Below are 18,891 nucleotides of genomic sequence, written 5' to 3'. Positions count from 1 at the left end.
GCCTAACGAACTTCTTATCTTATAACTGTCTGAATCCGCCTGTATTGGCACGGACTTTAACTTCAGCATATTTCTTGATATCGCTTTCCTTCGAAAGCAATGTTCCCACCAGTCCGCCGATAAAGCCGAGCGGGATAGAAACGATGGCCGGGTTAGTCAGCGGGAAAATCGGCGTTCCTGTGATGATCGCTGCACCAGCTTCCGGATTCATCACGCTTGGACTGATTGAAACTAGAACTAACGCTGAGATCAAACCGGTCAAAATAGCAGAAATGGCTCCTGTCGTGTTGAATTTCTTCCAGAAAATCGTGTAGATGATAACCGGTAAGTTTGCACTCGCGGCGATACAGAACGCCAATGATACCAAGAACGCAACGTTCAAGTTTTGGGCGAAAATCGCCAAAAGGATGGAGAATACAGATACGCCGACAGAGGCATAGCGTGCAGCCAGCATCTGTTCTCTTTCGGAAGCCTTCCCTTTTTTGATGATTTGGCCATAAATATCATGGGCAAAAGCAGAAGCACCCGTTAGTACAAGACCTGCCACTACGGCTAAGATTGTCGCAAATGCCACCGCGGAAATGAAGGACATCAAGATGTCTCCACCAAGCGCCTGAGCAAGGAGCGGTGCTGCCATATTTCCGGCAGCATTGGTGCTGATAATCTTTTCGGAACCTACGAATGCAGCAGCCCCGAACCCAAGGAAAATTGTCATTACATAGAAGATGCCGACGATCCAAGTTGCCCACATTACCGAGCTTCTTGCCGTTTTCGCATCACGAACTGTAAAGAAACGCATTAAGATATGCGGCAATCCGGCTGTTCCAAGAACAAGTGCCAGCATAAGGGAAATCGTATCCAACGGAATCGTGTATTTCACACCTGGATTTAAGAATGCTTCACCATGTGGTGTAGCAGTTTTCACTTGGGCAAACATTTCCAGGATGCTGAAATCGAAGCGCTGCAGCACCAGGAAAGAAAGAATGACAGTACCAACCATCAAAAGAACAGCTTTAATGATTTGAACCCAGCTTGTCGCTGTCATACCGCCAAAAAGAACGTAAATGGTCATCATGACACCCACCAAAAGCACAGCCCATAAATAATCAATGCCGAAAAGCAATTGGATCAATGCCCCGGCCCCTACCAATTGGGCAATCATATAGAAGACGACGATTGTTATAGAGCTCAGTGCTGCCGCTCCTCGAACTTTTTTCGCATTAAAGCGGGCATTGATCATATCAGCTAATGTATACTTCCCTAAATTCCGGAGAGGTTCTGCGACAATGAACAGTACCACGAGATAAGCTACCAAATAGCCGATTGAGAATAGGAATCCATCAAATCCGAATAATGCGATGGAGCCCGCTATCCCTAAGAATGATGCTGCTGATAAATAATCCCCTGCAATGGCCATTCCGTTTTGCCAACCGGTCAACCCTCCGCCTGCCGTGTAAAAATCACTTGTCGAATTGGTCCGTTTTGCAGCGTAATATGTAATGACAAGGGTCATCGCAACGATGACTAAGAAAATAATAATTACTGTAGCATTCATCGATTTTCCTCCTTGTCATAATTAAACTCTTTCAATGTATCTTGAGCCATCTTATCAAACTTCTCTGCCCGCTTCATGTATACGGTTACAAGAATCCACGTCATAGCGAATAAGCTGAAAGCGAATACCCAAACCCAGGAAATATCACCAATAAAAGTAGCTTCGAGAATATTCGAGTACGAAATAATAAAATTAAATAATAGATAAAGTCCTAAAAAAAGGATGGTTGTTGGTACTAGAAAAGCTTTTTTTTTCTTCATTAACTCTTTGAATCCTGCTGAAGATTCTATTGCTAAAAAGTCCGGGACATGTCCTGCTGCTCTTGAATCAGAAACGGTATTGCCATCTTTTACTTTGCTGCTTCCCTTTGAACGAACAAGTTCTGCATTGGTTTCTGCAATCGGCTTTGACAACTATAACACCCCTTTTAAATTTTAATTTTTCTGAATATAAAAATAATTAAAACATCCATAAAGTCTCACGTCAATAAAAATCATACAAAATGTGGTAATAGTGGATAGGATTTTATGCAAAAAACCTCAGAAGCAGTCAGCTGACTCTTCTGAGGTTCTTATTCTTTGCAATTAATTATTCTGGATCAGTATTCTCCGTGGAGGAATTGAAAAGCTCTAATAACCGCTCGTATTTCTGCAGGATATCGAGGGCAAGCAAACCGTTTCCTTCCGCTGTTTTCGGGTAGCCAAGAGGCACTGTTCTTCTGACCAATTGAGCGTAGAGTTCCGCTTCCGTCAAATCCCGCTGGAATTCTTTTTCAGCAATATTCCTGATCAGCGCCAAGGCTCCAGACACGTGGGGCGTCGCCATTGAAGTTCCTGACAAGCTTGCATATTTGCCGCCTGGATAAGACGAATAGATGTTCATGCCCGGCGCCACCAAATCAATTTCGTTATTGGTGTTGCTAAACGGCGCAATTTTGCGGCTGAAATCTACCGCACCTATTTGAATGACTTCGCCATAAGCGCCTGGATAAGCGAATTCGTCTGTTTGAGGGCTGTCGTCCCCTTCATTTCCGGCAGCACAAACCACTGGAATCCCTGCATCAACTGCCCGTTTTACCGCTACATACAATTCAGGAATATCTTCCGGACCGCCGAGAGACATCGAAATCACACTTGTCTGTTCGCCGTTTGGCCCTCTCCAATCGATTGCATAGTGGATGCCGGCAATAATACCGGCATACTCTCCACTGCCGCTTCCATTCAACACTTTAATAATCAGCAAATCGGCGCCCGGTGCAACACCTGCAATGCCTCCGCCTTCCCGCAATGAAGCAGCGGCAGTTCCCGCTACATGTGTGCCGTGTCCATTATTGTCATCAAAATTTTCAGGATCTCCATCAAAATCGCTTGTAAAGTTTCTGCCAGCAATGATCCGCTCGATTAAATCCGGGTGATCTGCCTGGCAGCCTGTATCCAAAGTAGCAATGACATTTCCTTTCCCGTGTGCTGCCATTTCCCAAATAGCGGGCGCCTGTATCATCCGAACACCTTCAGGTATTTGCGGTGCCGCTGAAGTAATTTCTTCAATTCGGTATGGTATGAGATGAATTTTTTCCATCAATTTCTCCTCCTAATGAATTGAATTGATTAAAATAACTTTTTTTCCAAGATGATCTTAGCATCCTTATCAGCAGTTGCGTAAATCCCTACAATGTCAAAGCCATTTTTGATATTCAGCAAAAGCATGTTTCTCCATTTGTTTTTTGTCCGGGTCTCGATTATTTTATAGGAATTGGTTCGGGCGTAGTGATGCTGCCGGTCCATCAATTCAGAAGCAATGCCTTTTCCTCTCCATCTGCTATCCACTCCCCCAAGCCAACTATAGAAAGTCCCCTCCTTCAATTCATACCCCATCTTGTAGCCGAGTATCTCATTTTCCTGGAGAGCGATTTCTATCCGCAGCTTCTTTTTTTCCTTCATCTGCTCCTCCAAAAAGGCTGATTCACCGAAAATGGATTGATGCAAACGAAGAATTCCTTCCAATAAAACCGGGTCATTTAATTCACCATCTATGCTTTTGTAAATGACTGTCATCTTGTCCTCCTTTAACGATTTAATCGAATGGTTACTGCTCAGATTTAGTACGTATAATAGAACGAATGTTCTTAATTGTCAAACGAATAATATGTGGCTATAAAAGGAAATATTAGTTCATTTTTAAAATTTTCCTTTTAAATGTATATAATGGTACTAGGACAATCGAATCTATTATTGGAGTGTGAACTGTATGGAATCAATTTTAAATGTGGCCAAGCATTTGACTGAAAATGCGCAATCTTTATCTAACACAATCGTTGATGACATAGTGCCTACTTTCCCCCACTCTGTTTCCCAACAGGAAGTTGACCAAGCTAAAATCGTCTATACCGAGTTTCTGGAATTCCTTGGCGCTTCATTATTGAACGCAGAAGAACATGTACATACCGAATTAGTAAAATGGAGCAAAAAAAATGGCGAGCTTCAGGCAGCTCTTGGCCAGCCAATTTCAACGGTGATTGTCCGCTATCCATCAACCCGCTCTATTTTCATTGACCATTTAACAGCTGTGTCTATGGCTTATCGATTGCCAGCACTCGAAATGATAAATTTAATCAAACGGTTTAATTATTTATTGGATATCAGTTTGAATGAAGCCATCTTTGCATTCGAACGGTTGACTGAGGAGAAACTCACCGCCAACCGCCGCCAAATCAATGAACTTTCCGCTCCGATCGTATCCATTCAAGAAGGCATTGGCGTTCTTCCATTAATCGGTTTGATTGACCGGGAACGTGCTCAGTACCTGATGGAACATATCGTACCGAAAATTCCTTCTTTGAATATTGATACATTAATTGTCGATTTTTCTGGCATCCTCATGATCGACAACCAAGTGGCTGACCAGTTGCTCAAAATCTCAAGTATGCTGAAGCTGCTCGGTATCGCTATCGCTTCTACGGGCATCCGCCCCCAAATTGCACAGACGATGATCCATGAAGGCGTCAACCTTTCGACCATCCGAAGTTATGCAAATGTCAGACAAGCTCTAGAAGATATGAATAAATCAAAGACCGGAAAATAACAAAATGCGTCGAGAGAGGGTTCACTGGATTTTCCAACAGGTTGCCGTCAGAATGGTTGTAAGTTTCAAACCATAAAGGAGTTGGACAGAAATGGAGAAATGGCTTTTATACGGAGCTTATGGCTTTACAGGTGAATTGATTGCACGCGAAGCAGTTAAGCGAGGGCTGTCACCGATTTTGGCTGGCCGAAATGCGCAGAAACTTCAGCCGCTCGCAGATGAATTAGGCCTCGACATGCGTGCTTTTTCTTTGGATGCACATGCGGCGGACCATTTGGCCGATGTTTCGCTGGTCCTCCATTGTGCCGGCCCTTTCAGCAAAACTAGCCAACCCATGATGAAGGCCTGCCTTTCTGCAGGGGCGCATTATTTGGATATCACCGGTGAAATCGATGTCTTTGAACAAGCCCATGCCTTAAAAGAACAAGCGAAACAAAAAGGCATCATTATTTGTTCCGGTGTCGGTTTTGATATTATTCCAACTGACTGCACAGCTTTAAAATTAAAAGAATTAATGCCCGATGCCGTTTCGTTGTCTCTTGGCTTTGATTCGGACTCCGGAATTTCGAGAGGCACTTATAAAACGATGATTGAAGGATTGGGTTCCGGCAGTACGGTCCGACAAGACGGGGAGCTAATGCCTGTGCCTCTTGGAAGCCAGCGCCGCGTCATCGATTACGGGCGAGGGCCGCGTTCTTCCATGGGCATCCCTTGGGGAGACGTTTCAACCGCTTACTACACAACCGGTATTCAAAACATTTCTGCTTGGACGCCCGTCCCCCTCCCAGCAGCAGTCGGCGCTCGCTTTATCGGCGGCCTGCGCCCTGTTTTATCATCCGCCGCGGTTCAAAAGACATTGAATAATTGGGTGGATAAGCGCATATCCGGACCGGACGAGGAACTTCGCTCCAACTCTCCTGCTTTTATATGGGGAGAAGCTGAGAATGTAGCAGGCTTAAGAAAAGTCGCTCGCCTTCAGACAGCCAATGTATACGACTTAACGATTTACGGCGCATTGGAATGTGTCACTCGAGTGCTGGCTGAACGATTTACGGGAGGCAGCTACACGCCATCCATGCTATTCGGCTCAAGCCTTGTCGAAGAACTGCCAGGCTCAGGAAATTTCGAAGTCGATACCTTTTACCCTTAATTAATAGAAAAAAGGGTTGTCCCAAATTACTTTTGGGACAACCCTTTTTTCAATTTTTCAGTAATTGCATCCGTTGGTTGAACAAAGTCGGATAAGATAGGAATCCCAGCAAAACGCTTGTGACGGCTGCAGTCGTTAGCAATAGGAACATGATCAGCAATTGGAATTGCACGGCTTGAATCGGGTCCGCACCGGCAATGATTTGACCGCTCATCATACCAGGCAATTGCACAAGCCCGACGGTTTTCTGGCTCTCGATGGTCGGGATCATACTGGCTTTGATCGATTGGATCAATTGTCTGTGAATCGCTTGTTTCGGGGTGCCTCCGAGCGATAGGATCAGTTCCGTTTGATCTTGATGCGATTCCACTTCCGAAGTGAAGCGATTCAAGAATAGGATGGAAAGCACCATGGAGTTCCCGATCACCATCCCGCTGATGGAAATGATGTATTGGGCAGTTGGCGGCGTGATATGGAATCCTAAAAGAATGCTTTGGGTGAGGATTTCCACAAATACGAGCGTCACCGCTATTTTCCAGGTAATCCCTTTAATCGCAGCACCTTTCTTCTGTGCATTATGCGTGGCCGCTACAATCATTAATGTCACCATCAGGAAAATATAGAGCAAGCTCTCCGAATCAAAGACGAATTTCAGGATAAATCCGACTGCCAGCAATTGAACAATCGAACGGATCGTTGCAATAATTGTGTCTTTTTCTAATCCGAGATTCAAGGCCTTCGATAGGATCAAGGGAATGACAACGAAAATAAGGGTAATCGATAAGGTCAAATAAGTCATTTAACTTCCCCCTTCACGAAGACTTTGACTTTTTCATTGTGCGGGTCTTCCAATAATTCACTTTCTCCAGTTTCGACAACTTCCCCGTCCATCATAACCCAGGTAAAATCGCCGATCTCCAAGGCTTGCTGCAAATTATGGGTAATCCAAATGATTGCTGCTTTGTATTTCCGATTGATTTTTACGATTAATTCTTCGATCTCTTTCAGTGAAGTCCGGTCTAAAGATGAAGTGATTTCGTCCAACAATAAAATTTGGGGGCGATTCACCAAAGTCCTGGCAATCGACACCTTCTGCCGCTGCCCTCCTGATAAATCTTTGACGTTCCTCTTTAATAGTCCTTTTTCTAAACCGACATCTTCCAACAAGCTAAGGGCCCGGCTTTCCTCCAATTGTTCATTTTTCAATGTCAGCGGCAAGTTTAAATTGTCATAAACAGATCCATCAATCATCGGCGCACTTTGCAAAGCAATGCCGACTGTACGGCGAAGTTCCACCGGCTCATATTGCTGGATCGACACACCGTTAATATAGATTTCACCCGATTTTGGTGACAATAAGCCATTGCATAATTTAAGCAAGGTCGTTTTCCCTGCTCCAGACGGTCCCACCAATGTGGTGATTTTTCCGGCTGGAAAAGAACCAGTGATGTCTTTTAAGATGTTCAGGTCTCCAATGGAATAATCCACATGCTTAAAATGGATCGCCGGTTTATAGTCGATCGCCATAGTCTCACTCCTTTTCTCAAAAAATAAAACAGCACACAGTCAGCAGTGTGCTGTTTTAAAATCGCTTTACTCTTCTAACTTGCGTTCGGCGAATTCGTCATCCATCTTAAGGAAGTATTCTCCGCCTTCTTCAATATGTTTCATCCGGGTAATCATATCCCGAAATGTTTTTTCTTCTTCCATCTGCTCTTCAATGAACCAGTCAAGGAAAGAAAGAGTTGCATGTTCCTGCAATTCATCAGCCAGTGTAACGAGTGCGTAAATATTGCTCGTCACTTCTTTTTCCTGGACTAATGAACTTTCCAAAACATCCAGTGCACTTTCATAATGGTTTTTTGGTTCGCTCAAGGATTGCAGCATTGGCTTTTCATCCATCGTCACCAAATACTCGTAAAATTTCATCGCGTGATAATGCTCTTCTTTGGCCTGCACTAAATAGAAGTTAGCAAATCCATGATATCCTTTTTTCGAGAAATAAGCGGCCATGGCTGTATAGGAATGGGATGCCTGCAACTCGTTATTGAATTGATCATTTAATGCTAATACTAATTTTGACGGTAACATGTAATCATCCTCCTGTTTCTTATTTAGAATCATTCTAATGTAGATAATATAACACATCCTTTAAATCATTGCAAAATAAATGAGAATAGAATAATATAATTGAGAATAATAATCATTTAAATAAAGATATTAAACTTTCTAAACGATAATAATTATTATTTAAAAATATTATTAATATATTCTATTCGATTTCGAAGCTTTTAACTTACTTTTAGTAACCGATTGTTGTATGATAACGGTACAAGTTTGATTAAGCTATTCAAGAGGGGGAAGCAAAATGACTTCTACAAAATTAGAACCTGAAGTTTTTTCAGTATTAAAAGATAAGATAAAAATGGTTGAATCCGATGAAGGTGCGATTTATCTTGTAGGCCCGATCCGCCTGCCGGTTAACTTATATGATGAAACCGTCATTTTCCAATGGTATTGCTGGTTGAAACACGATGAAACAACAGATGATATCGAAAGCATCATCGAAAAACTTTCTTCGTCGAACCTGGCTGAATACCAGCAATCAAGTGTACTGGTATATGGAGATTTTGAAAACAGCGAAGACGCTTTGATTCGCATGCATTCGATTTGCCATACCGGAGACATCTTCGGCAGCAAACGCTGCGACTGCGGCTTCCAATTGAAACAATCCATGAAGCAAATCACAGAACACGGTTCTGGCGCTTTGTTCTATTTAGCAAACCACGAAGGACGCGGTATCGGACTTTTCAGCAAAGCGATGGCTTATGTCCTGCAGGAAAACGGCTACGACACGGTCGAAGCCAATGAAAGCTTGGGATTTGTCGATGATTCGCGGAACTACGAAGACGCGATTGCCGTCTTAAAAACCCTTCGGACAAAACCGGTCACTTTGCTGACCAATAACCCGAAAAAAATTCATGCGCTTGAAAATGCTGGGCTGCCGCTCGCTGGACGCACAGCACTTTGGGGCGATAAGTCGGAATACAATTCCAAATACCTGCAGACAAAAATCAATCGTTCCGGCCACTTACAAGACGAGGAGGGCCCTGTTCATGCCAAACCATGAGTTTTATATGGATTTAGCCTTGAATAATGCCCAGTCTATGAAAGGACAGACCTTCCCGAATCCCTTGGTAGGTTCGGTCATCGTCAATGAAAGCCGGATTGTCGGCGTAGGTGCCCATCTTAAAGCCGGGGAACCGCACGCAGAGATCCATGCACTGCGGATGGCGGGCGATGCTGCAAGAGGAGGAACCATTTATGTCACCTTGGAACCCTGTTCCCACCACGGCCGGACAGGTCCTTGCGCTGAAGCGATCATCAAAGCTGGATTGAAAAAAGCTGTGGTGGCCACATTAGACCCAAACCCTGTCGTTTCCGGAAATGGCGTGAAGATGCTGGAAGATGCCGGCATTGAAGTAATCGTTGGCATACGCGAGGAAGAATCCCGCAAAATGAATGAAGTTTTCAATAAATTCATTGTTAAACAGCGCCCTTTCGTTACGTTGAAAGCCGCTTCTACTTTAGATGGCAAAATTGCGACCCATGCCCTCGACAGCAAATGGATCACTTCCGAAGAAGCACGCTACGATGTACATAAATTGCGAAGCGAAAACCAAGCGATTCTTGTAGGAGTCGGAACTGTCATCGAAGATGATCCCGAATTGACTGCACGCATCCCTAATGGCCGCAACCCTTTGCGCATTGTCTTGGATTCCAGCCTGCGCATTCCGCTGGATGCGAAGCTCGTGACAGACTCTTTAGCAGAGACTTGGATTTTCACGGCAAAGCAAGTGGATGGAAACAAAAAAGCGGTATTGGAAGAACGCGGCATACGCATTTTCGAGACTAGCGGAGAAACCCGGGTCGACCTTCCGGATGTTTTGCGCACGCTCGGCGAGCAGTCGGTTTCTTCTTTATTCATCGAAGGCGGCGGAACAGTCAACGCGTCGTTCTTAGAAAATGGGTTTATTGACAAAGTAGTGCTCTACTTCGCTCCGAAATTGATCGGCGGCAAAAATGCCCCGACGTTTTTAGAAGGAACTGGTTTTGATTTGATGAAAGATGCCATCGACCTCGAAGAAGGCGAATTTACGAAAGTCGGCAAAGACTTTAAATTTACAGCTTATCCAGTTAGGAGATAAAAAAATGAAATTTGGATTCGATATTGATGATACCTTAATCGATTTGCGGGGCTATGCGTTCCAGCTTTATCAACAAAAGCTAGGGCGCGAAGTTGCCCGTGAATTGTTCGACCAGCTCAACCGAGTAGAAATTCATGAATTATTCGATTTGACGGACGAAGAAGGAAGCAATATGTGGAATAGTTCCCTCGCTGAACTATATTATGCGGAATGCCCCGTTTATCCAGGCGCCGTGGAAATTCTGCAGCAGCTCGATAAGGAAGGCCATGAAATTTTCTATATTACAGCTCGCGGCGCCGCACATGGTGAGGAAACGAAAAACTGGATGAAGAGCCAGGGCTTCCCTGTAAAAGACAGCCAGTTTTATTGCGGCATGAAAGACCATGAGAAGTTTGAAATCATCAAAAATCTCGAACTGGACTATTATTTTGATGACAAGCCTGCAGTGATCGACACTTTGTCCGGCGATTCTTTGAACGTCATTATCCGAGACCAATCGTACAATCGGCATGTCGAAGGAGTCCGCTTAACTGACTGGTCCGAGTTCCATCAACTTGTAAAAAGCAAAATCAACTAAAAAAGCTGGCCATCTTCCATGGCCAGCTTTTTTCTTTATCCATTAAACCAAGTCTTCTTCGCTCAGCCCACTCGAACCAAACGCATCTTCCAATAAATCAAAACGTGCTATTTGCATAACTTTACCCTCTTTCACTAAGAAAAATGAATAAAGGATGACTTCTCCGTTCTCATTTTCCCAAGAAGCTTTTTGTTCATAGATCATTTTGCTGCCTTTCAGGTAACGGGCGAGCGTCTCCAATTGAATTCCGGAGTTTTCCACCCATTGCGCAAGCATGTCTTGCCCTGCAGCTGTGCCTCTCGGACCGCTGATTTCGACATTTGTCGCTGATAGGCTTAGCACACCACCAATATCTTTGGCATTTACACAATCCGTCCATTGATCGGCAATTTCAATCACTGATTTCATCTGGCATGGCTCCCTTCATCAGGCAATTTTTCAAAAATCACTAAGGCAAGCGTCGCTGCCGGCCCGGCAATCAGCGATAATAGAAACCAATTCAATCCGCTCCTGTTCTTCCCTTGGGCAATCCCGGCATTGATCAACGCTAATGTCCCCCAACCTACGAAATAATCGCCTTCCACTCGCCCACCCCCTTTTTTCTAAATTTTAGCATAAAGCCCGCTTTCCATCAGCGGCAAATGCTGTTTTATTTAGGTTTTGGCAACAAAAAAAGAAGCCGCTTCGCCGCTGCTTCTCAGTAATTTTCATTTTTTATTTTCTTGAAAGTCCGGACAAACTTCATCGGATTTTCAAAGACTTTATAAGTGACCACTCCCCTATGCGTGTGCAGATAAAGGAGATTGGCTTCTTCCGAAAACGATTTATAGGAAATATCCCAGACATTGTCCAAGCTGAATTTTGTCGTGGAAGCGATGAGGTGGTCTTCAAAAAGATGGATGCTGTATTCCGATTGCGTAATCTTCATTTCACCGGCTTCAATGGACCGTTCGGTGTCGATATACGTAATGGTTGATAAAACATTCGATTGATCCATTTCGGCTCGCCTCCTAGCATTCTGTATGGAAAGTTTAACCCATAAAGCCAGGTATACGCAAAAGATTCGTTTAAAAAAGCAGACAAGCCAGTAGCTGTCCGCTTTGAAAAATTACTTATTCTTCATTCGCTGTCAAAATACTCATTGGTCAAATCCCCATTGACGCCGATGGCTGCAGCACTTCCTTCGCCTGCGGCAATTACGAGTTGGGAAGGGACGATAAGCGACGCATCTCCAGCAGCATAGACATTCCAGACATTTGTGCGCCCATAGCCGTCCGTTAAAATACCGCCGTATTCATTTTGGTTGCAGCCTAATTCTTTCGCGAAACTTGTCGGATGGCTCCAGAGCGGTGTGACAAACCCTCCTGTACGGTCAATCAAGGTTCCGTCTTCAAGTCTGACGCTGCGTAATTGTCCATTTTCGCCTTCCAGGCCATCGATAATTTCTTCCCTGACTTTAATGCCTTTGGCAATCAGCTTTTCCTTTTCTTCCAAATCAAGCCGGCCTTCCCCATTGGTAAAGACGACCAAATCTTTGCTCCAGGTATATACTTTTTTCGCCAATTCAAAAACACTCTTATCTGCAATAACTGCGAGCGGCTGGTCCTTCAATTCCCATCCATCGCAATACGGGCAGCTGAAAAGGCTCGTTCCATAGAATTTCTCTATGTCCGGAATATTCGGAAGCTGTTCTTTCAACCCGGTAGCCAGGATAATCTTGATGCTATGGAAAGTCTCGCCTTGCTCCGTCGTCAATTCATAATGGGTTTCCGTCACACGCTTTATTTCTTTCACACGGCTGTTTTTCAATTTTACCGAATCGTATTTGGCAATATCTTGGCGCCCCAGTTTCTTAAATTCTTCAGGGCAGATGCCATCGCGTGTAATAAACCCGTGTGATTCGCGAGTGACTAAATTCCGGCCGTGGTCGTCATCGAACAATAGGGTGTTTCTGCGGGATCTTCCAAGAACCAAAGCGGCGTTCAATCCAGCTGGTCCGCCTCCAATAATTGCGCAATCGTATATCATGCCATCCATCCTTTATAAATCAGTTTAATCATAGAGTTTCCCGCTTAACTAGCAGGATAAACGGAGGAAAAGCCCTGTTTTTCGAATTTCAGCCAATGTAAAAGCCGCCTCCTGATTGGAAGCGGCAATTTTTCACACTTGTTTAGCCAATAAACCCGTCAAAACTTCAATGAAGAATTCATTTTCTTCTTTAGTTCCGACCGAAACGCGGATATACTCCGGCAAGCCCCACGTTTTTCCGTAGCGTACAATAACACCTTTAGCCATCAATTCCTTATAAAGCGATTCTCCGTTTGGCCCTACATTCACCAAAATAAAGTTCGCCATACTTGATGTATACGCCAAACCTAATTCATCAAAAGCTTTGTAAAGCTGCTCACGCCCTGCTTTATTGGCCGTTTGAGAAGCTTCAACATGTTCCTTGTCTGAAATGGCTGCCGTAGCTGCTATTTGGGCAAGCGTGTTGACGTTGAATGGCTCTTTCACTTTTAGAATGGATTGCACAATCGATTCCGGTGCAATGCCGAATCCGACCCGTACCCCTGCAATGCCATAGATTTTCGAAAATGTCTGAAGTGCGACAACAGGATACCCCGCATTGATATACTCGATGCCGTCCGTATAATCTGCTGCCTCAGCGAAATGGCTGTATGCAGCATCGATGACGACCAGTACATCTTTGACAGCATTCAGCAATTTTTCGATGTCCGCTTTTTGCATGTACGTGCCTGTCGGGTTATTTGGCGAACAAATATAGATGATTTTCGTTTTTTCTGTTACCGCGGCGATCAACGCGTCCACATCGTATTCGAAACCGGCAGCAAATGGCACCGGTACGACATCTGCTCCCATAATATGTGCGCCGAAATCGTATTCACTGAATGAAGGCGATGGCACAATAATTTCATCCCCTTGTTCAAGGAACGCTTCCGAAATTAACGTGATCAATTCGTCCGCGCCATTCGTCGTAATGACTTGGGAAGGAGTGACTTCATAGCGGTCCGCAATGGCTTGCTTCAAAACGGTCGCGTCCGCATCCGGATAGCGGTTCAATTCAGCTAACCCCGTTTGGATGGCTTCTACAGCTTTCGGAGAAGGACCGAGCGGATTTTCATTTGAAGCTAATTTTATGACGCGATCCAATCCTGATTCTTTTTGGACTTCCCAGATCGGTTTCCCTGGAGAATAAGGCTGAATCGTTTCTAAAGTTTTGCGTGCTTTAATTGTAATGGGGTTTGTCATATTGATTCCTCCAACAGTAGTATGTATTTTTATTTTAATGTATTTATAATCATACCATTTAAGACATACAATTCAACGCTGCTTGGCTATTCGATTCTTCTTAATCCGAAGAAATCAGCCGTTTAATCGGCGGTTTTTGGCGATTCACCAAATAGATGCTTAAAACAATCAATAGTAAGCCGATGACTAAAGTTGCGGTTACCGGTTCATGCATAAAGACAGTCCCGGTCAAAACCGCAATCAACGGGACTAAAAAAGTGAACGCCGCCACTTTGCTTGCTTCTCCATTATTCATCAAATGAAAATAAATAACGAAGGCGACCGGGATGCCGAATGTGGAACCGAATCCAAGGCCAAAAAGGTAAGTGGCATTCCATGTAATCTCCGTCCAGTTTTCTGTGAAGCTTCCAGCCGTGATTAAAATGATTCCGCCGATGATGAATTGCAAAGCGACCATCCACATCGAATCAATGCGTAAACTGACTTTTTTTACATAAATGACACCTAATGCCCAACTAAGCGCAGCAAGCAGACCTAAGACAATTCCAGTCACCGATAAAGTTCCAGATAAACTATCTGCACTGATAACCAAAATGCCAAGGAAACCTAAAAACAGTCCGGTTATTTTAAAAACCGTCATTTTCTCGCCCAGCCAGAGCCAGGCAAAGATGCCAATTAACACCGGTTGAAAATAGACAAGGACCGAAAACAATCCACCTGGCAAATAATTGAGGCCAGCTGTTTGCAGCCCGTAGAAAAGAACAGCATTCAATAAAGCCGAAATACTGTAGGCCGGCCAATTTTCCCGCCACTTGATGCGCTTCCAAACCGGCAGCAGGACCAGTGCCAACAACAGTCCGCCAATCAGCGAACGGGCCCCCGCAAAAAGGATCGGCGGCGTAAAATCGAGAGCTGCCTTATAAATGGACCAGCTGATTCCCCAGATAAAAACCAGCAGAACGAGAAGCCCAGTTGCCCGATTCAAATATTTTGCCATCATACAGCCCCCGATAGTAAGATTGTCTATAATAGTTTATTGTACAGAATAATGGCATTATTGACACGAGGCAAGGGTACTATTTGTGTCCAGCGTACAAATGTGCTTTACTGTAACGAGACAAACATAGAGGAGATTTTCAGATGATCAAAAAGATGAAATTTGCATTAGCCCCTTTTCTTTTATTGTTAACTTTAGGAGCTTGCTCAGATAATGAAGAGGCACAGCCAAAAGAGGACGAAACTGCAAAATCAGCGGAAGAGACAACGGAAGAACAGCCAACAGAACTGGATTTGCCCGCTGAAGAAGACGTTGTAGTCGTTGTGAATGAAGAAGAGATTTTAGGAAATGTCTATAATAGTGTGGCACGCCAGTTGGAAAGCACTTTAGCAGCAGACGGCAAAAAAGCGTCAGAACCGGAAAATGCAGAATTGGTGAAAGAACAGGCGATCACTGTAATCGTCGGCAACAAACTGATTTTGCAGGATGCGGAAGAAAAAGGCTATAAAGCGGAAGATGCCGCTGTTGAAGAGCGGCTTGAATCATTGAAAGGCCAATTCGAAGATGAAAAAGCGATGAACGAAGCTTTGGAAAGAACCGGATTCACTTTGGATGATATGGAAGGCCAGCTTCGTGACCAAATCGTCTACGAACAATATGTAGCCGAAGAAGTAAAAGCAAAAGAAGTGACTGACGAAGAAGTGAAAGAAGCATACGATGGCTTTGCTTCGTCATCTGAACAAGAAGCTCCAGCTTACGAAGAGATGGAGCCGACCATCCGCCAATCGCTGGAACAGCAAAACACACAGCAAGCTGTCTATGACCGCATTGAAGAATTGAAAGCAGCAGCTAAAATTGACGTGAAGATTTAATTCAAAAATCCCCAGCTAGCATTTATCTGCTAGCTGGGGATTTTCATTTTTATAGTTTTCCTTGGCAGTAAGCAAGAACTTCCGCTTCTTCGTCTTCTTCAAGAGCGAATTCCAACACATTCCGGCTCAATTTGTCTATAAAATTGTAAAAGGCAACGCGTGTTTCTTCCCCTTCTACTGCAAGAATGACGCGAAGTTCCAAACCGCCTTCTGTATATAACTCGTCGTCTTCATCGACTTCCACATCAAGCAAGAACTCATAGCGTTCGCCTGCAATAATGCCTGTCGGGTCTTTTAGCTGAGAAATGCTGTAATTCGTAATTTCCATGTCATAACACCTCCGTCCCTTTATTCTAGCCTTTATACAGGCATTTGGGTAGCCTTTCGTGCATCTGTTTAAATCGAACGGCAACGGGAATACAGATAAAACCGAAACAAATAAAGGAGTGGAATAGTAGATGAAAGTATTAGTAATTGGTGCAAATGGACAAGTTGGACGAAATATCGTAAAAGAACTTTCAGCATCCGAACACGAAGCTGTGGCAATGGTGCGCAAAGAAGATCAAGTGGATCACCTGAAAGAATTGGGTGCACAAAAAGTGGTTCTTGCTGATTTGGAAAAAGATTTCAGTGATGCTTTCAGCGAAGTGGACGCAGTCATTTTCGCTGCAGGATCTGGTGGTTCGACCGGTCCGGACAAAACTTTGACGATCGACTTATGGGGCTCCGCAAAAGCAGCTAAATACGCAGAAGAAAATGGCGTGAAACGTTTTGTTCAGTTGAGTTCGATGGGTACGAACGATCCGGATGCAGGCGGCGAAGAAATGAAGCCATACCTTGTTGCTAAACGAGCAGCAGATGAAATCCTAAAATCGACGAATCTGGATTATACTATCGTCCGCCCTGGTGCTTTATCGGATGAAGATAAAACCGGCAGTATCGAAGTGTCGAGTTCCGGCTTTACTTCCATGGAAGGCCGTTCCATTCCGCGCGCTGATGTAGCGAGTGTTCTGGTGACCGTATTAGACCGTCCAAACACGTACCATAAAACTTTTGAAGTGCTGCAAGGCGGCAATTCGACGGCTTCTGAATTGGATTCCTTGTAATCGTCTGCCTTCGTGCGTGAATTAAGGGCGGATAGATTTCCGCTCCTATTTATGGTACGATAAGCCATACGATAATAGAGGACGTGATAATTATGATTAATATTCAACCCCCAAAAGCGGATGTGACAATTACACAGCGCAAACAAGAAGCAACTGGAGACGAAGCCATCATAAAGCCATTGTACGGTTTTATTGATTTGCATGAAATCCCGCGCGATAAAGGCGGCATTATTCAGTTCTTCAACCATAGCGGCGAATTGCTGTTTGTCGGCAAAGCCCGCAAACTTCGCCAGCGTGTGAAAAAGCATTTCGAAGACAATGTATCGCCTTTGAAAAATCACCGCGATGAAGTCCACCGCATCACTGTTTCCATCGTGGAAGATCCGATGGAACGCGAGATTTACGAAACGTATTTGATCAATGCGCTTCAAGCAAAATACAACGTTGATAAAGTCTTCTACAAAGACTGATTCGAAAAAGCCCGCAGAATAAATTCATTCTGCGGGCTTTTCTTTTTCCGTATTTACGCGACGATTATACATTTTTAAAAATAAATTTCACAGGATTCATAAATGAATTTATATGCACCCTGAAAAATTTCCATGCGTTACGCGCTTCTTTTGTTATTCCCTAAAGCCGCTTTTCAAAATAATGGTGGCTATGGCCAGGTGGATGATTTTCAAGCACGCCAAATTCAACGAATCCCTGTTTTTTGTAAAAGCCCGGTGCCTGAAAACTAAATGTATCTACAACCATTAAATGGCAGCCTGCCTGGCGCGCGTATTGTTCCATCTGTCCCATCAATTGTTCCGCAATTCCCCGTCCTCGCGCATTTTCATCAACCCATAGAAAATCGATATGCATATGGCGCCAAAAGCCGGTACCAGTAATTCCCCCAATGATTTCATCGCTTTCATCGCGTGCGATGAAGCTCACTTCGTCTAACGGCGATTTGACTTCGTCCGGCACATTGGCCATATTGTGTTCAATGACTTTGCTGCGTATAAAATCACGGTCTTCTTTTATTTCCTGCTGCACAATCTTCATCCCGTATCTCCTCCCACTTATTTTTATGCACTTTCCTCCTTATTTTCGCATCCAGCTTCATTGCTTGCACGCTTTTTCAGGTTTTAACCACATTTGATAAAGGGAATAGTAAACTACTAACTACGTTTTTTGGAGGAACTTTTATGTCATCTTACGCAAAAGAAATTCCGTCGGCTTGGTGCAGAAGTGAATACGACCCGTTGCGTTTTGTCTTGCTTTGCCCGCCCAACTATATGGAAATAAAAGAAGTCATCAATGATGTCCAAAAGCGATATCAAGAAGAAAATATTGATGTAGCGATTGCGATGGATCAGCATCGAAAATTTGTCGAAGCTTTAAAAGCTCAAGGAGTGGAAACCGTATTGCTCGATCCTTCCGAGGAATACCCAGAACAAGTCTTCACCCGCGATATCGGCTTTACAGTGGGTGATACGGTGTTTATCGGCGAAATGGCTTCTTCCATCCGCCAAGGAGAAGAATGCGTCTTGCAAGATTGGCTTAACGCTGAACAGATTCGTTCGAAAACCCTCGGCAGCAACCGGGTAGAAGGCGGCGACGTCATCATCGACGGCGATACACTCTACATCGGCATCAGCAGCCGGACTTCAAAAAATGCAGTTCGCGAATTGCAAGAGAAGCTTCCGAATTTCAACGTCATTCCGATTTCTTTTAATGATAAATACCTGCATCTGGACTGCGTATTCAACATCCTTTCCCCGACCGAAGCCTTGATTTTTGAGGAAGCATTGGATCCAGAAACTGTAGAAATGTTAGCAAAACGCTATACGCTCCTTCCGGTCAATGCCAAAGAACAATTTGCGCTTGGTACGAATGTATTATCCATCGGCAACAGACGCGTATTCAGCCAACCGCAAAACGAAGACGTTAATCGACAGCTAAAAGCCCATGGCTTTGAAGTCATTGAAATCGATTTTTCTGAAATCATCAAATCCGGCGGCGCTTTCCGCTGCTGTACAATGCCGATTACAAGAAAATAAAATTTTACAATCGTTTGATCAAAAAAGGAA

General features: G+C 44.1%; 24 protein-coding genes. 9 read left to right on the top strand and 15 right to left on the bottom strand.

Annotated elements, in window-relative coordinates:
- Positions 1-19: 19 nt before the first annotated feature.
- The 4 genes from AC2EXB_RS01730 to AC2EXB_RS01715 form a co-directional block, all read right to left on the bottom strand.
- Positions 20-1,555 carry a solute symporter family protein gene (locus tag AC2EXB_RS01730; protein ID WP_235197965.1) on the bottom strand — a complete coding sequence of 512 codons (1,536 nt, stop codon included), beginning with the start codon at positions 1,553-1,555 and terminating at the stop codon, positions 20-22.
- Entirely contained in the window at positions 1,552-1,968 is a 417-nt protein-coding gene (locus AC2EXB_RS01725) for a DUF485 domain-containing protein (RefSeq protein WP_483603252.1), read from the bottom strand. The genes AC2EXB_RS01730 and AC2EXB_RS01725 overlap by 4 nt, the downstream gene beginning before the upstream one ends.
- A 175-nt stretch (positions 1,969-2,143) precedes the next feature.
- Positions 2,144-3,133, bottom strand: coding sequence for a S8 family peptidase (locus AC2EXB_RS01720; RefSeq protein WP_483603250.1), 990 nt, complete (start codon positions 3,131-3,133; stop codon positions 2,144-2,146).
- A gap of 29 nt (positions 3,134-3,162) precedes the next feature.
- Entirely contained in the window at positions 3,163-3,609 is a 447-nt protein-coding gene (locus tag AC2EXB_RS01715) for a GNAT family N-acetyltransferase (RefSeq protein WP_483603248.1), read from the bottom strand.
- 193 nt (positions 3,610-3,802) lie between these two features.
- Here AC2EXB_RS01715 and AC2EXB_RS01710 point away from each other — a divergent pair, with 193 nt between their 5' ends.
- Positions 3,803-4,636 (top strand): STAS domain-containing protein, encoded by an 834-nt coding sequence (locus AC2EXB_RS01710; RefSeq protein ID WP_483603246.1) that lies wholly within the window; start codon positions 3,803-3,805, stop codon positions 4,634-4,636.
- 91 nt (positions 4,637-4,727) lie between these two features.
- Complete coding sequence (locus AC2EXB_RS01705) at positions 4,728-5,786, top strand: saccharopine dehydrogenase family protein (RefSeq protein ID WP_483603244.1); 1,059 nt, start codon at positions 4,728-4,730, stop codon at positions 5,784-5,786.
- A 49-nt stretch (positions 5,787-5,835) separates the two neighbouring features.
- Here the strand turns inward: AC2EXB_RS01705 and AC2EXB_RS01700 are convergent, their stop codons facing one another.
- The 3 genes from AC2EXB_RS01700 to AC2EXB_RS01690 form a co-directional block, all read right to left on the bottom strand.
- Complete coding sequence (locus tag AC2EXB_RS01700; RefSeq protein WP_483603242.1) at positions 5,836-6,585, bottom strand: ABC transporter permease; 750 nt, start codon at positions 6,583-6,585, stop codon at positions 5,836-5,838.
- Positions 6,582-7,313 (bottom strand): ABC transporter ATP-binding protein, encoded by a 732-nt coding sequence (locus AC2EXB_RS01695; RefSeq protein ID WP_483603240.1) that lies wholly within the window; start codon positions 7,311-7,313, stop codon positions 6,582-6,584. Before AC2EXB_RS01695 ends, AC2EXB_RS01700 begins: the two co-directional genes overlap by 4 nt.
- A 66-nt stretch (positions 7,314-7,379) precedes the next feature.
- Positions 7,380-7,877 (bottom strand): ferritin, encoded by a 498-nt coding sequence (locus AC2EXB_RS01690; protein WP_235197955.1) that lies wholly within the window; start codon positions 7,875-7,877, stop codon positions 7,380-7,382.
- A 277-nt stretch (positions 7,878-8,154) separates the two neighbouring features.
- Between AC2EXB_RS01690 and AC2EXB_RS01685 the strand changes: the two genes are divergently transcribed.
- From AC2EXB_RS01685 to AC2EXB_RS01675, 3 genes are read left to right on the top strand one after another with little or no spacing between them, the layout of a single operon-like run.
- Positions 8,155-8,916 carry a GTP cyclohydrolase II gene (locus AC2EXB_RS01685; RefSeq protein WP_235197954.1) on the top strand — a complete coding sequence of 254 codons (762 nt, stop codon included), beginning with the start codon at positions 8,155-8,157 and terminating at the stop codon, positions 8,914-8,916.
- Entirely contained in the window at positions 8,903-9,994 is a 1,092-nt protein-coding gene (gene ribD, locus AC2EXB_RS01680; RefSeq protein WP_483603237.1) for a bifunctional diaminohydroxyphosphoribosylaminopyrimidine deaminase/5-amino-6-(5-phosphoribosylamino)uracil reductase RibD, read from the top strand. Before AC2EXB_RS01685 ends, ribD begins: the two co-directional genes overlap by 14 nt.
- Positions 9,995-9,998: 4 nt before the next feature.
- Complete coding sequence (locus AC2EXB_RS01675) at positions 9,999-10,571, top strand: 5' nucleotidase, NT5C type (RefSeq protein WP_483603235.1); 573 nt, start codon at positions 9,999-10,001, stop codon at positions 10,569-10,571.
- A 42-nt stretch (positions 10,572-10,613) separates the two neighbouring features.
- Here AC2EXB_RS01675 and AC2EXB_RS01670 read toward each other — a convergent pair whose 3' ends face one another.
- From AC2EXB_RS01670 to AC2EXB_RS01645, 6 genes are all read right to left on the bottom strand, one after another.
- Positions 10,614-10,979 carry a nuclear transport factor 2 family protein gene (locus AC2EXB_RS01670; RefSeq protein ID WP_483603233.1) on the bottom strand — a complete coding sequence of 122 codons (366 nt, stop codon included), beginning with the start codon at positions 10,977-10,979 and terminating at the stop codon, positions 10,614-10,616.
- Positions 10,976-11,155, bottom strand: a complete 180-nt coding sequence (locus tag AC2EXB_RS01665; protein WP_251477900.1) for a hypothetical protein — start codon at positions 11,153-11,155, stop codon at positions 10,976-10,978. Before AC2EXB_RS01665 ends, AC2EXB_RS01670 begins: the two co-directional genes overlap by 4 nt.
- A 113-nt stretch (positions 11,156-11,268) precedes the next feature.
- Positions 11,269-11,568 (bottom strand): hypothetical protein, encoded by a 300-nt coding sequence (locus tag AC2EXB_RS01660; protein ID WP_235197949.1) that lies wholly within the window; start codon positions 11,566-11,568, stop codon positions 11,269-11,271.
- A 122-nt stretch (positions 11,569-11,690) separates the two neighbouring features.
- Positions 11,691-12,599, bottom strand: a complete 909-nt coding sequence (locus AC2EXB_RS01655; RefSeq protein WP_483603231.1) for an NAD(P)/FAD-dependent oxidoreductase — start codon at positions 12,597-12,599, stop codon at positions 11,691-11,693.
- A gap of 132 nt (positions 12,600-12,731) precedes the next feature.
- Positions 12,732-13,841: a histidinol-phosphate transaminase gene (hisC, locus tag AC2EXB_RS01650; protein WP_483603229.1), complete on the bottom strand. Its 1,110-nt coding sequence runs from the start codon at positions 13,839-13,841 to the stop codon at positions 12,732-12,734.
- Positions 13,842-13,941: 100 nt separating this feature from the next.
- Positions 13,942-14,838, bottom strand: coding sequence for a DMT family transporter (locus AC2EXB_RS01645; RefSeq protein ID WP_483603227.1), 897 nt, complete (start codon positions 14,836-14,838; stop codon positions 13,942-13,944).
- A gap of 143 nt (positions 14,839-14,981) precedes the next feature.
- On the opposite strand from AC2EXB_RS01645, the gene AC2EXB_RS01640 reads away from it, so the two are divergent.
- Positions 14,982-15,710, top strand: coding sequence for a SurA N-terminal domain-containing protein (locus AC2EXB_RS01640; protein ID WP_235197945.1), 729 nt, complete (start codon positions 14,982-14,984; stop codon positions 15,708-15,710).
- Between the two features lie 49 nt (positions 15,711-15,759).
- On the opposite strand, the gene AC2EXB_RS01635 is transcribed toward AC2EXB_RS01640, so the two are convergent.
- Complete coding sequence (locus tag AC2EXB_RS01635; RefSeq protein WP_235197944.1) at positions 15,760-16,038, bottom strand: DUF6509 family protein; 279 nt, start codon at positions 16,036-16,038, stop codon at positions 15,760-15,762.
- 130 nt (positions 16,039-16,168) lie between these two features.
- Between AC2EXB_RS01635 and AC2EXB_RS01630 the strand changes: the two genes are divergently transcribed.
- Both AC2EXB_RS01630 and AC2EXB_RS01625 read left to right on the top strand, forming a co-directional pair.
- Positions 16,169-16,816 (top strand): SDR family oxidoreductase, encoded by a 648-nt coding sequence (locus AC2EXB_RS01630; RefSeq protein WP_483603225.1) that lies wholly within the window; start codon positions 16,169-16,171, stop codon positions 16,814-16,816.
- Between the two features lie 92 nt (positions 16,817-16,908).
- Positions 16,909-17,286, top strand: coding sequence for a nucleotide excision repair endonuclease (locus AC2EXB_RS01625; RefSeq protein WP_483603223.1), 378 nt, complete (start codon positions 16,909-16,911; stop codon positions 17,284-17,286).
- 160 nt (positions 17,287-17,446) lie between these two features.
- Here the strand turns inward: AC2EXB_RS01625 and AC2EXB_RS01620 are convergent, their stop codons facing one another.
- Positions 17,447-17,863 (bottom strand): GNAT family N-acetyltransferase, encoded by a 417-nt coding sequence (locus tag AC2EXB_RS01620; protein WP_483603221.1) that lies wholly within the window; start codon positions 17,861-17,863, stop codon positions 17,447-17,449.
- Between the two features lie 143 nt (positions 17,864-18,006).
- Here AC2EXB_RS01620 and AC2EXB_RS01615 point away from each other — a divergent pair, with 143 nt between their 5' ends.
- Positions 18,007-18,861 (top strand): dimethylarginine dimethylaminohydrolase family protein, encoded by an 855-nt coding sequence (locus AC2EXB_RS01615; protein ID WP_483603219.1) that lies wholly within the window; start codon positions 18,007-18,009, stop codon positions 18,859-18,861.
- Positions 18,862-18,891 lie beyond the last annotated feature (30 nt).

Source organism: Planococcus alkaliphilus (assembly GCF_057031095.1).
The sequence above is the reverse complement of the archived record's forward strand: the minus strand, read 5'-3'. Positions and strand labels throughout refer to the sequence as shown.

Excerpts from the sequence above, each read along its gene's own strand:
- AC2EXB_RS01730 (WP_235197965.1), bottom strand. The coding sequence starts at position 1,555 with ATGAATGCTACAGTAATTATTATTTTCTTAGTCATCGTTGCGATGACC.
- AC2EXB_RS01720 (WP_483603250.1), bottom strand. The coding sequence starts at position 3,133 with ATGGAAAAAATTCATCTCATACCATACCGAATTGAAGAAATTACTTCA.
- AC2EXB_RS01715 (WP_483603248.1), bottom strand. The coding sequence starts at position 3,609 with ATGACAGTCATTTACAAAAGCATAGATGGTGAATTAAATGACCCGGTT.
- AC2EXB_RS01710 (WP_483603246.1), top strand. The coding sequence starts at position 3,803 with ATGGAATCAATTTTAAATGTGGCCAAGCATTTGACTGAAAATGCGCAA.
- AC2EXB_RS01705 (WP_483603244.1), top strand. The coding sequence starts at position 4,728 with ATGGAGAAATGGCTTTTATACGGAGCTTATGGCTTTACAGGTGAATTG.
- AC2EXB_RS01700 (WP_483603242.1), bottom strand. The coding sequence starts at position 6,585 with ATGACTTATTTGACCTTATCGATTACCCTTATTTTCGTTGTCATTCCC.
- AC2EXB_RS01695 (WP_483603240.1), bottom strand. The coding sequence starts at position 7,313 with ATGGCGATCGACTATAAACCGGCGATCCATTTTAAGCATGTGGATTAT.
- AC2EXB_RS01690 (WP_235197955.1), bottom strand. The coding sequence starts at position 7,877 with ATGTTACCGTCAAAATTAGTATTAGCATTAAATGATCAATTCAATAAC.
- AC2EXB_RS01685 (WP_235197954.1), top strand. The coding sequence starts at position 8,155 with ATGACTTCTACAAAATTAGAACCTGAAGTTTTTTCAGTATTAAAAGAT.
- ribD (WP_483603237.1), top strand. The coding sequence starts at position 8,903 with ATGCCAAACCATGAGTTTTATATGGATTTAGCCTTGAATAATGCCCAG.
- AC2EXB_RS01675 (WP_483603235.1), top strand. The coding sequence starts at position 9,999 with ATGAAATTTGGATTCGATATTGATGATACCTTAATCGATTTGCGGGGC.
- AC2EXB_RS01670 (WP_483603233.1), bottom strand. The coding sequence starts at position 10,979 with ATGAAATCAGTGATTGAAATTGCCGATCAATGGACGGATTGTGTAAAT.
- AC2EXB_RS01660 (WP_235197949.1), bottom strand. The coding sequence starts at position 11,568 with ATGGATCAATCGAATGTTTTATCAACCATTACGTATATCGACACCGAA.
- AC2EXB_RS01655 (WP_483603231.1), bottom strand. The coding sequence starts at position 12,599 with ATGATATACGATTGCGCAATTATTGGAGGCGGACCAGCTGGATTGAAC.
- hisC (WP_483603229.1), bottom strand. The coding sequence starts at position 13,841 with ATGACAAACCCCATTACAATTAAAGCACGCAAAACTTTAGAAACGATT.
- AC2EXB_RS01645 (WP_483603227.1), bottom strand. The coding sequence starts at position 14,838 with ATGGCAAAATATTTGAATCGGGCAACTGGGCTTCTCGTTCTGCTGGTT.
- AC2EXB_RS01640 (WP_235197945.1), top strand. The coding sequence starts at position 14,982 with ATGATCAAAAAGATGAAATTTGCATTAGCCCCTTTTCTTTTATTGTTA.
- AC2EXB_RS01635 (WP_235197944.1), bottom strand. The coding sequence starts at position 16,038 with ATGGAAATTACGAATTACAGCATTTCTCAGCTAAAAGACCCGACAGGC.
- AC2EXB_RS01630 (WP_483603225.1), top strand. The coding sequence starts at position 16,169 with ATGAAAGTATTAGTAATTGGTGCAAATGGACAAGTTGGACGAAATATC.
- AC2EXB_RS01625 (WP_483603223.1), top strand. The coding sequence starts at position 16,909 with ATGATTAATATTCAACCCCCAAAAGCGGATGTGACAATTACACAGCGC.
- AC2EXB_RS01620 (WP_483603221.1), bottom strand. The coding sequence starts at position 17,863 with ATGAAGATTGTGCAGCAGGAAATAAAAGAAGACCGTGATTTTATACGC.
- AC2EXB_RS01615 (WP_483603219.1), top strand. The coding sequence starts at position 18,007 with ATGTCATCTTACGCAAAAGAAATTCCGTCGGCTTGGTGCAGAAGTGAA.